Source organism: Actinoplanes sp. SE50/110 (genome assembly GCF_900119315.1).
In the GTDB taxonomy this organism is placed as follows: domain Bacteria; phylum Actinomycetota; class Actinomycetes; order Mycobacteriales; family Micromonosporaceae; genus Actinoplanes.
The window spans coordinates 2,674,114-2,684,867 of sequence record NZ_LT827010.1 but is presented as its reverse complement, the minus strand read 5'-3'; the positions used below and the strand labels follow the sequence as shown (position 1 = coordinate 2,684,867).

8 protein-coding genes are annotated in these 10,754 nt (G+C 70.8%); 3 read left to right on the top strand and 5 right to left on the bottom strand.

Going from position 1 to position 10,754, the window contains the following annotated elements; genetic code table 11:
- Nucleotides 1-20 precede the first annotated feature (20 nt).
- Together ACSP50_RS11975 and ACSP50_RS11970 are read right to left on the bottom strand one after the other, a co-directional pair.
- Nucleotides 21-950: a formylglycine-generating enzyme family protein gene (locus ACSP50_RS11975; protein ID WP_014689453.1), complete on the bottom strand. Its 930-nt coding sequence runs from the start codon at nt 948-950 to the stop codon at nt 21-23.
- Nucleotides 951-1,092: 142 nt separating this feature from the next.
- A complete protein-coding gene (locus ACSP50_RS11970; RefSeq protein ID WP_014689452.1) occupies nt 1,093-1,974 on the bottom strand; it encodes an LLM class F420-dependent oxidoreductase in 882 nt (293 codons plus the stop codon).
- A gap of 413 nt (nt 1,975-2,387) precedes the next feature.
- On the opposite strand from ACSP50_RS11970, the gene ACSP50_RS11965 reads away from it, so the two are divergent.
- Nucleotides 2,388-3,425 carry a LacI family DNA-binding transcriptional regulator gene (locus tag ACSP50_RS11965; RefSeq protein ID WP_014689451.1) on the top strand — a complete coding sequence of 346 codons (1,038 nt, stop codon included), beginning with the start codon at nt 2,388-2,390 and terminating at the stop codon, nt 3,423-3,425.
- A 235-nt stretch (nt 3,426-3,660) separates the two neighbouring features.
- Here ACSP50_RS11965 and ACSP50_RS11960 read toward each other — a convergent pair whose 3' ends face one another.
- The 3 genes from ACSP50_RS11960 to ACSP50_RS11950 are packed head-to-tail and all read right to left on the bottom strand — an operon-like array spanning nt 3,661 to nt 6,792.
- Nucleotides 3,661-4,560: a carbohydrate ABC transporter permease gene (locus ACSP50_RS11960; protein ID WP_014689450.1), complete on the bottom strand. Its 900-nt coding sequence runs from the start codon at nt 4,558-4,560 to the stop codon at nt 3,661-3,663.
- 1 nt (nt 4,561) lies between these two features.
- A complete protein-coding gene (locus ACSP50_RS11955; protein ID WP_014689449.1) occupies nt 4,562-5,488 on the bottom strand; it encodes a carbohydrate ABC transporter permease in 927 nt (308 codons plus the stop codon).
- Nucleotides 5,485-6,792 carry an extracellular solute-binding protein gene (locus ACSP50_RS11950; protein WP_014689448.1) on the bottom strand — a complete coding sequence of 436 codons (1,308 nt, stop codon included), beginning with the start codon at nt 6,790-6,792 and terminating at the stop codon, nt 5,485-5,487. The genes ACSP50_RS11955 and ACSP50_RS11950 overlap by 4 nt, the downstream gene beginning before the upstream one ends.
- Before the next feature lie 289 nt (nt 6,793-7,081).
- On the opposite strand from ACSP50_RS11950, the gene ACSP50_RS11945 reads away from it, so the two are divergent.
- Both ACSP50_RS11945 and ACSP50_RS11940 read left to right on the top strand, forming a co-directional pair.
- On the top strand, nt 7,082-9,454 hold the full coding sequence (locus ACSP50_RS11945; RefSeq protein WP_014689447.1) for a glycoside hydrolase family 3 N-terminal domain-containing protein: 2,373 nt from the start codon (nt 7,082-7,084) through the stop codon (nt 9,452-9,454).
- Between the two features lie 46 nt (nt 9,455-9,500).
- The gene (locus ACSP50_RS11940) at nt 9,501-10,703 is read left to right on the top strand and encodes a PP2C family protein-serine/threonine phosphatase (RefSeq protein WP_014689446.1); all 1,203 of its coding nucleotides are present in this window, start codon (nt 9,501-9,503) and stop codon (nt 10,701-10,703) included.
- The last annotated feature ends 51 nt before the right edge of the window (nt 10,704-10,754 follow it).

Below are 10,754 nucleotides of genomic sequence, written 5' to 3'. Positions count from 1 at the left end.
CCGTCCCGGCGGTCAGACCGTTATCCCTCTGATATGGACAGCACCACCGTCCGGAAACCCATGTTGCCGGTCGACGAATCGGGGGTGTTCGACGATCGGGCGGCGTTGCGGTACCGGTTGCAGTACGAGTCGTGGCACAGGTAGGACCCGCCGCGGATCACCCGCGCGGCGCCCCGTGACGGCCCGCGCGGGTCGTCGCCGGGCGAGACGGCGTAGTACCGCGGTGAGAACCAGTCGGCGCACCATTCCCAGACGTTGCCGACCACCTGGTGCAACCCGTACGCGTTGGGCGCATACGCCCGTACCGGCGCGGTCGTGACCCACCCGTCCTCCGCGGTGTTGCGTACCGGGAAGTCGCCCTGCCAGATGTTGCATGCCCAGTCGTCGCCGGCCGGCAGGTCGTCGCCCCACGGGTAGCGCAGCCGGTCGAGCCCGCCGCGGGCCGCGCACTCCCATTCCGCCTCGGACGGCAGCCGGCGACCCGCCCAGGTGCAGTACGCCTGGGCGTCGTTCCAGCTGACGTGCACCACCGGGTGGTCGTCGAGGGCCACGGTGGACGGTCCGCCCGGGTGTGCCCAGTCGGCGCCCCCGACGCCGAGCCACCAGGGTGTGCCGGCCATCCGCCCGGCCACCCGTTCCGGGTCGGCGACCGCCGAGTGGAAGACCGCCGACCAGCCGAAGTGCTCGGCGTCGGTGCGGAAGCCGGTGGCGGTCACGAACGCCCGGAAGTCGGCGACGGTCACCGCGGTCACGTCGATCGTGAACCCGGGCACGGTGACCGGGTGCACCGGTTGTTCACCGTCGGCCGGGTGCCCGTCGCCGTGCGCGTCGCCCATCGCGAACGTCTGCCCGGGCACGCGGGCCTGGTCGACGGTGTGGGTGCCGCCCGCGGCGACGGCCGGGACCTCTCCCGCGGGGCGGTCCCCGCCGGACGGGGTGCAGCAGTTCACGTCGATACGATAGGCCGTCCGCGCCGAGCACCCGGGCCGCGTGCGCGGTGTCCCCGGCAGCCGCGCCGCCGCAGCGGCAAGCCGGGCCGACCGCTGCGGCCGGCCGGTCGGCTGCGGCCGGCCCGTCGGCTGCGGGCCGGGGTCAGGCGAAGCGCGGGACGACCTCCTGAGCGGCGGCGAGCAGCGGCTCGTGGTCGTAGGCGACCCGCTCGAAGTACAGGATCACGTAGTTCACCCCGGCCTCGGCCACCTGCTCGACCCGCTCGCGGATCGACGCGACGGTGTCCCCGGTGCGCACCGTGAGGCTGGTCGACTTGGCGATCCGGTCGTAGTCGGTGCCCTGCTCGTCGCAGTGCCGGCGGAGCACGTCGAGCTTGTGCCGGATCACGTCCGGTTTGCCGTCACCCACGTTGCTGCCGTCGGCGTACTTCGCGACCAGCTTGAGCGTCACCTTCTCGCCGCCGCCGCCGAGCCACAGGTCGGGCTTGCGCCGGCCGGCACCCTTCGGCTCGTTGATCGGCTGGTCGATCCGGTAGTGCCGGCCGGTGAAGCTCGGCCGCTCCTCGGTCCACATCCGGTGCACGATCTCCACCGCCTCGCGGAACGCCCGCATCCGCTCCGGCACGTCGGTCCACTCGTAGCCGTACGCCTTCCACTCGTGCTCGTACCAGCCCGCGCCCAGGCCGGCGAGCAGCCGGCCGTGGCTGGCCACGTCCACGGTCGACGCGATCTTGGCGAACAGCGACGGGTGCCGGTACCCGTTGCAGCCGACCATCTGTCCGATCTTGATCCGGCTGGTGTCCCGGGCCAGGGTGGAGCTGACCGTCCACGCCTCGAAGGTGGTGTTGATCGTCGGTTCCGGCACGGTGTGGAAGTGGTCGTAGACCCAGAGGCTGTCCCACGGCCCGGCGTCGGCCAGCCGGGCCACCGTGGTCATCGCCTCGTACTGCTCCACCGGGTCGTCGATCTCGGCCAGATCCATCCGCCAGCCCTGCGGCACGAAAACCCCGAACTCGATGCTCATGATGCCAACCTATCGATCGGATCGCCCCGGCGCCGGGCAGGCGGCTCGCTTCCGCTTCACCCCGATTTCCCGGTACGCACACACCTGTCCCGCCGCGGGCTTCCACCGATCGGGTTAAGTGGGTCACCCGAGGTTCACTGAACGGAAGTAGCGGCTTTTGTCCTACTTCTCTGCAGCGCTGCAACACCCTACCCGCCGCCCACCTGGGCTGACGATCTCCTGGGAGCGCTCTCCGTAACTTTCGGTACTTTCACCGGAAGCGCTCCCACGGCAAAACCGCTGCTGGAGCTTAACCGGTTAACACAATTCGGTCAGGTGCCAGCGTATTGAACTGGCGGGTAGCCATGGCATGATTTCGGTGCCGGGACCGGAAGTTGCAGACATGCGCCCCCGGCGGTAAGGAGCGCGCCCCCATGGTTGCCGGCAAGCAACGGATCACCATAGCGGCCATCGCGGACGCCGCCGGCGTCTCGGTGCCGACCGTCTCCCGCGTGCTCAACGGGCGCACCGACGTGTCGCCGCAGACCCGCGAGCTGATCGAGCGCCTGCTGCGCGAGCACGACTACCGCCCTCGCAACTCTCGGCACTCCGGCCGGGCCCGCCTGATCGACCTGGTCTTCAACGACCTGGACAGCCCATGGGCGCTGGAGCTGGTGCGCGGCGTCGAGGACGTGACCCACGCGGCCGGCGTCGGCACCGTCGTCTCCCAGGTGCACCACCGCACCACCGCCACCCGCCAGTGGCTGCAGAATCTGCGCGCCCGCGCCTCCGACGGCGTGGTCTTCGTGACCTCGGACATCGCCGAGCCGGTGCACAGCGAGCTGCACCGCCTGCGGGTGCCCGTGGTGATCATCGACCCGGCCGGCGGGGCGGCCACCGACGTGCCGACGATCGGCGCGACCAACTGGTCGGGCGGGCGCACCGCCACCGACCACCTGATCAGCCTCGGCCACCGGCGGATCGGGTTCATCGCCGGGCCGAAGGATCTGCTGTGCAGCCGCGCCCGCCTCGACGGCTTCCGCGCCGCGATGGAGGCGGCCGGCGTCCCGGTCGACCCGAGCCTGATGGAGCAGGGCGACTTCCGCAACGAGTCCGGCTTCCTGGCCGGCGGCCGGCTGCTCGACCAGCCCGACCGCCCCACCGCGATCTTCGCCTCCAGCGACCAGATGGCGCTCGGCGTCTACGAGGCGGCCCGCCGCCGCGGCCTGCGCGTCCCGGACGACCTCAGCGTGATCGGGTTCGACGACCTGCCCGACGCGTGCTGGTCGTCCCCGCCGCTGACCACGATCCGCCAGCCCCTGGCGGAGATGGGGGCACTCGCCGCCCGGACAGTCCTGCGCCTGTCCCGCGGCGAGACGATCGAGACTCCCCGGGTCGAGCTGGTCACCAAGCTGGTCGTGCGGGAAAGCACGAAGTCCCTCGCCGAGACCCGCGCTCCGGCCGCCGCCTGACAGACCACAATCCACCCACGGCGGCCGGGCCGGATCCTTCCACCGCCGGAAAACCCGCAACCCGCGCCGAAGCCGCCGCCGGAAAACCCACACCCCGCGCCGAAACCGCCGCCGGGAAAACCGCACCCCGCCGCCGGCGATCGAGCCGGGCGGCGTATCGGGTGCGCGGCCCGGTTCGCCGGCTAACGAGCCGGCACCGGGCCGATGAGCGGTGTGCCGCGACCGCGGCACACGCTCACTTGCCGAAGCCGGCGGTCAGGCCGCTGAGCATCTGCCGGCGCCCCAGCACGTACAGGGTGAGGATCGGCAGGGTGGTCAGCACCACCGAGGCCAGCACCGCCGGGATGTTGATGTTGTACTGCCCCTGGAACGCGGTCAGGGCCAGCGGCAGCGTGCGCTGGTTCGGGTCCTGGGTCAGGATCAGCGGCAGCAGGAAGCCGTTCCACACCTGCAGACCCTGGTAGATGGTGACGGTCATCAGGGCCGGTCGGGTCAGCGGCAGCGCCAGGCGCCACAGTGTGCCCCACTCGGTCGCCCCGTCCATCCGCATCGACTCGAACAGCTCTTTCGGGATGTCCCGGATGAAGTTCGACAGCACGAGCACCGACAGCGGGATGGCGAACGCGATGGACGGCAGGATGATGGCGCCGAGCGTGTCGTACATCTGCAGCTTGATGATGATCAGATAGACCGGGATGATCACCGCCTGCAGCGGGATCGCGAGGCCCATCAGGAACAGCCCGTTGACCGTGCGCAGGAACCGGCTCAACCCGCTGCCCCGCACGATCGCGTAGGCGGCCATGAACGAGACCACGATGGCCGGGGCGACCGCGCCGACCGTGACGATCACGCTGTTGAAGAAGTACCGGACGAAGTCGTTCTGCAGCACGAACCGGTAGTTCTCCAGGGTCGGCGAGGACGGCGGCACCAGCGGGTTGGTGGAGAAGTAGTCGGACTGCAGCTTGAAGCTGGTGATCACGATCCAGTAGATCGGGACGAGCACCACCAACAGCCACAGCCAGCCGGCCAGCCCGCCGAACCAGTTATACTGCAGCAGCCGGGAGCGCCGGCCGGCCGGGGGCGGGGGCGTGTGCGCGGCCTGTCCGGTCCGCCGGCTGTCGAGCGTGGTCGTCATCTCAGATCCCTTCCAGCTGGCTTTCGGTCGCGTCCCGGCCACCGATCCGGCGCACCAGCAGGGCCAGGCCCAGGCCGAGCAGCACCAGGACGACCGCGATGGCGCTGGCCGGACCCATCATCGCGGTCCGGAAGCCGCGCTGGTACATGTCGACCGCGAGGGCTCGGGTGGAGTCGCCGGGACCGCCGGCGGTGAGCACCCAGATCAGGTCGAAGAAGGTCAGCGAGCCGACCACCATCAGCGTCGACGATGTGATGATCGTGTATTTGAGCTGGGGCAGGGTGATGCTGAAGAACTGCCGGATCCGGCCCGCGCCGTCGATCTCGGCGGCCTCGTACATCGCGGCCGGGATCTGCCGGACGCCACCCTGGTAGATCAGTGAGTGGAACGGGATCCACTGCCAGGACACCACGAAGATGACCACGCCGATCGCCAGCTTGCTCTCGCCCAGCCAGTCCTGCTGCAGGAAGCCCCAGCCCAGGCTGGCGCCGAGCCCGAAGTTCGGGTCGAGCAGCATCTTGAAGGTGATCGCGATGGCCGCCTGGCTGAGCAGCAGCGGGACGAAGAACAGCACCGCGAGCACGCTGCGGTACCGCTTGTGGGCCGCGATGAAAACCCCGAGCAGGATCGACAGCGGCGTCTGCGCCAGCCAGGAGAGCGCCATGATGAGGAAGGTGACCCCGAGCGCGTGCGGCAGATCCGGGTCGGTCAGCACGGACTTCCAGCTGTCCAGACCGGTGAACGGGATGTTCTGGGAGAGGCCGCTCCACGACGAGAAGCTGAGCACCAGCACACCGAGCAGCGGGATGACGCCGAAGATGGTGAAGGCGATCAGCGCGGGCCAGGCCATCCAGGAGACGGAGACGCTCCGCGCGCCGCGGGAAGCGGCGGGCGGAGCGGACCGCACGACGGGCGGTGCGATGGTCATTTGCCGATGACCGCGTTCATGTTGGTGGCGAACTGCTGCGGGGTGACCTGCTTCTGGAAGAGCTTGGCGATGTTGTCCAGCAGCGTCTCGGCCGCCGACGGGCTCAGCGCCTGGTCCCAGGACTGGCCGAAGTTCTTGGCCTTGCTGGAGACGTCGTAGATGAAGGTGAGGAAGTCCTTGTCCGGAGAGGACGCCAGCTTGGCGTTCGAGCCCTGGACGATCGGGACGCCGCCCGAGTCGATCCAGCCCTGCTGCTCCTGGTCGTCGAGCATGCTGGCGAAGAACTTCTTCGCGGTCTCCTTCTGCTTGTCGGAGGCCTTGGAGTAGATCGACAGGAACTGCCCGGCGTTGCCGTAGACGTTGCTCGGGTCGCCCTTGCCGCCCTCGACCGCCGGGAAGTTGAAGTAGCCGAGCTTGCCGTCCTTGATGAAGCTGCCACCGTCGGACTTGATGATGCCGTAGGACCAGGAGCCGTGCAGCTCCATGGCGGCCTTGCCGCGGTACAGCAGCGCCTGGTCGGCGTTGGAGTCCGCGGTGATCGACGAGAAGCCCTTGACGAAGCCCTTGGCGTCGACCAGCTGCTGGACCTTGGTGAGCGCGTCGATCGCGGCCGGGTTGCTCCAGGCGTCCTTCTGCCCGTCGTAGGCGTTGCCGAAGACCTCGGGGCCGCCGATCCGGTCGAAGAGCAGCTCGAGCCACATCATGTTGGTCCAGCGCGACTGGCCGGCCAGCGAGATCGGCGCGATGCCCTTGTCGTTGAACTTGGGCAGGATGCTGAGCAGCTCACCCCAGGTCTGCGGCGGGTTGGCCACGCCGCACTTCTCGAACACCTCCTTGTTGTAGAGGAAGATGATCGGCTGCACGGTCTCCGCCGGCATCGCGTAGATCTTGCCGTTCACCGTGGCCGGGCCGAACGAGGCCGGGAACAGCTTGTTCTTGACCGCGGCGTTCTGGCTGAACCAGTCGGTCAGGTCGTCGACCTGGCCGGCGTCGACGTAGCTCTTGAGGCCGCCGCCGCCCCAGCCCCAGATGATGCTGGGGGCCTGGCCCGCGCCGAGCGCCGTCTTCAGCTTGTCCTTGTACGTGTCGTTCTGGAACGTGGTGACCTTGACCTGGTTGTCCGGGTTCGCCTTGTTGAACCGGTCGACCGCGCCCTGGCGGATCGGCTGTCCGGGCGGGCCGCTGAGGAACCAGTAACTGGCGGCGTCGCCGCTGCCGGAACCGCCCTTCGACGAGTCGGCGGGACCCGAGTTGCCACACGCGGCAAGTCCGGTGGCCGCGGCGGCGCCCGCGGAGAGACTCAAGAAACTCCTGCGTTTCACGCTGTTCTCCGTACTCGAAGCATGCCGCGGGGCACCGCGGCGGGGGTGATATAGCGATGGCGACGGCGGTCACCGAGTTCCGGAACTTTCGAGTGACAGCCGCAAATTAACGCGAGGTTTCGTTAACGTAGGGTTTCGCTGCGACGGGTGTCAAGGCCCTTGCCGTAACCGTGCCCGGAGCGCGAGAGTAGGCGACGTCGGCAGGCCTTTTCGGCAGGCCGGCGCAGATCAGAAGGCCCCCGAAAGTTTCGGGAACCCTCCGGAGGAAACGTTGACCACAGAACAGGTGACCCCGCCGTGGCGCGACCCGTCGCTGCCCGTCGCCGACCGCGTCGAGGCACTGCTCGCCGCGATGACCCTCGAGGAGAAGGTCGCGCAGCTGGGCAGTCGCTGGGTCGGCAACGACATGGGTGACACCGGCGAGGACCAGGGATACGACCCGGAGGAGCAGCACAACGTCGCCCCGATGCAGGACGTCTTCGCGGCCGGCGGCTCGATCGCGCTGGCCGACGCGGCCCGGCACGGGCTCGGCCACCTGACCCGGGTCTACGGCAGCGTCCCGCGCACCCCGGCCGAGGGCGCCGCCGAGCTCGTCGAGCAGCAGCGCGTGGTGATGGCGAGCCGGCTGGGCATCCCGGCCATCGTCCACGAGGAGTGCCTGACCGGGTTCACCGCGTTCGGCGCCACCGTCTATCCGGCCGCGATCGCCTGGGGCGCCACCTTCGACCCGGAACTGATCGAGCGGATGGCCGCCGCGATCGGGCGGGACATGGCCGCGCTCGGTGTGCACCAGGGACTGTCCCCGGTGCTCGACGTGATCCGCGACTACCGCTGGGGCCGGGTCGAGGAGACCATCGGCGAGGATCCGTACCTGGTCTCCCTGATCGGCGCGGCCTACGTGCGGGGGCTGCAGAGCGGCGGCGTGATCGCCACCCTCAAGCACTTCGCCGGCTATTCCGCCTCGCGCGGCGCCCGCAACCACGGCCCGGTGCCGATGGGCCGCCGGGAGCTGACCGACGTGGTGCTGCCGCCGTTCGAGACCGCGATCCGGGCCGGCGGCGCCCGCTCGGTGATGAACTCCTACTCCGACGTCGACGGGGTGCCGGCCGGCGCCGACCCGTGGCTGCTCACCGAGCTGCTGCGGGATGAGTGGGGCTTCACCGGCACGGTCGTCTCCGACTACTGGGCGGTCCCGTTCCTGGCCACCATGCACGGGGTCGCCGAGGACGACGTCGACGCCGGCGCGCAGGCGCTGATCGCGGGCATCGACGTCGAGCTGCCGGACACCATCGGTTTCGGTGCCGGCCTGATCGAGCGGGTCCGGCGCGGCGAGCTGAGCGAGCGGTACGTCGACCGGGCCGCCCGCCGCCTGCTCACCCAGAAGGCCGAGCTGGGCCTGCTCGACCCGGACTGGTCGCCGGAGAAGTCGGTGGCCGCGGCCCCGCTCACCGACCTGAACGCGGCCGGCAACCAGGCGCTGGCCGCCGAGCTCGCCGAGCGCTCGATCGTGCTGCTGGAGCCGGGCACCGCGCTGCCGGTCACCGCCGCGGGCCGGATCGCCGTGCTCGGCCCGTGCGCCGACGACGCCCGCACCTTCCTCGGCTGTTACGCCTTCCCCAACCACGTGCTCCCCCGCTATCCGCAGCTCGGCCTCGGCCTGGAGATCCCGACCGCGCTGGACGGGCTGCGCGCGGAGTTCCCGGCCGGTGAGATCACCTACGCCCGGGGGTGCGAGGTGACCGGGGACGACCGCGGTGGTTTCGCGGCGGCGGTCGAGACGGCCCGGGACGCCGATCTGGCGGTGGCCTTCGTCGGCGACCTGGCCGGGCTGTTCGGCAAGGGCACCTCCGGGGAGGGCTGTGACGCCGCGGATCTGCGGCTGCCCGGTGTTCAGCCGGAGCTGCTGGAGGAGCTGCTGGCCACCGGCACCCCACTGGTCGTGGTGGTGGTCTCCGGCCGGCCGTACGCGCTGGGCGACCTGGACGGCCGGGTGGCCGGACTGGTCCAGGCGTTCATGCCGGGCCAGGCCGGCGGCGCCGCGATCGCCGGCGTGCTCAGCGGCCGGGTGCAGCCCGCCGGCCGGCTGCCGGTGCAGATCCCGCGGCACCCGGGCGGCCAGCCGGGCACCTACCTGCAGCCGATCCTCGGGGCCACGCACGCCGAGGTGAGCAACCTCGACCCGCGGCCGCTCTACGACTTCGGGTACGGCCGGTCGTACACCGCATTCGCGGTCGGCGATCTGCGGGTCAGCGCGGACACGGTGCCGACAGACGGCGAGTTCACGGTGACCGTGCGGGTCCGCAACACCGGCGAGCGGGACGGTGCCGAGGTGGTCCAGCTCTATCTGGCCGACCCGGTCGCCCAGGTCACCCGTCCGGTGCGGCAGCTGTCCGGTTTCCGGCGCGTCGAGCTGGCCGCCGGCGCCGCCGCGGACGTGACCTTCACCGTGCACACCGATCGGACCGCGTTCACCGGTCGTGACCTGCGGCGCATCGTCGAGCCCGGTGAGCTGCGGATTCTCGTCGGCACCTCGGCCGGGGACCTGCCCTGCTCGGCCACCGTCCGGCTGACCGGGCCGACCCGTGCGGCCGGCGCCGACCGCCGGTTGACCACCGGAGTCCAGGTGCGGCCGATCGCGTCCTGACGGCTGGTCGCCGACCGCGACGGGGTGCGGAGATTAGGCTGAAACCGTGCCTCCCCGCATCAACGACGACGAGCGGATCCGCCGGTTCGAGGCGGTCACCGACGCGGCGTTGTCCCGGCTGGACGTCTCGGACCTGCTCGACGAGTTGCTCGACCGGGTCCGGGACCTGCTCGACGTGGACACCGCGGCGGTGCTGCTGCTCGACGAGCACGCCCAGCAGCTGGTGGCCACCGCGGCCAAGGGACTGGAGGAGGAGGTCCGGGCCGGGTTCCGGGTGGCCGTCGGGCGCGGGTTCGCCGGCCGGGTGGCGGCCACCCGGCGGCCGCTGCGGCTGGCCGAGGTCACCGCGGACGACGTGGTCAACCCGATCCTGCTGGCCAAGGGCATCCGGTCGCTGCTGGGCGTGCCGATCCTGGCGGGCACCGAGCTGATCGGGGTGCTGCACGTCGGTTCCCTCACGCCGCGGCGGTTCGGTGCTGACGACGTACGGCTGATGGAGCTCGTGGCGGACCGCGCCGGCGTGGCCGGCCGGATCCGGAGCGACAAGATGGAGCAGGCCGCGGCCCTGGCGCTGCAACGCAGCCTGCTGCCCACCCGGCTGCCGGAGGTGCCCGGCGTCGAGCTGGCCGCGCGGTATGTGCCGGGCCACGCGGTCGGCATCGGCGGCGACTGGTACGACGTCTTCCCGCTGCCCACCGGCTGGCTGGGCGTGGTGATCGGCGACGTCTCCGGCCACGGCCTCTCCTCCGCCGTGGTGATGGGCCGGATCCGCAGCGCCCTGCGGTCTTACGCGTTGATCTGCGACACCCCGGCCGAGGCGCTCACCCTGCTCAACCGCAAGGTGCACCACTTCGAGGCGGGCAGCCTGACCACCGCGCTGTACGGGATGGTCAGCCCGGAGCGGGACCGGATCGTGCTCTCCTCGGCCGGGCATCTGCGCCCGGTCCTGGCCCGCCCGGGCCACCCGGGCGGGCTGGCCGAGGTGCCGGTCGATCCGCCGCTGGGCCTGGGCCGGACCCGGCCGCGGCGCAACGGCATCGTGGCGTTCCCACCCGGCGCGGTGCTGCTCTGCTACACCGATGGTCTCGTCGAACGGCGGGATCAGGTGATCGATACCGGATTGGCGCACCTGACCGGCCTGATCCGGGCGGAGAATGCGGAGGCGGTGTGCGCCACGGCGATGAGCGCGGTGGACACCGAGCAACCGGGCGACGACGTGGCCGTGCTGGCCGTGCGCCGGTCGACATGAGGCGCGGAAAAATGTCTTGACCCCCTTGTTCGCCACGGATTCAGCGGAAAA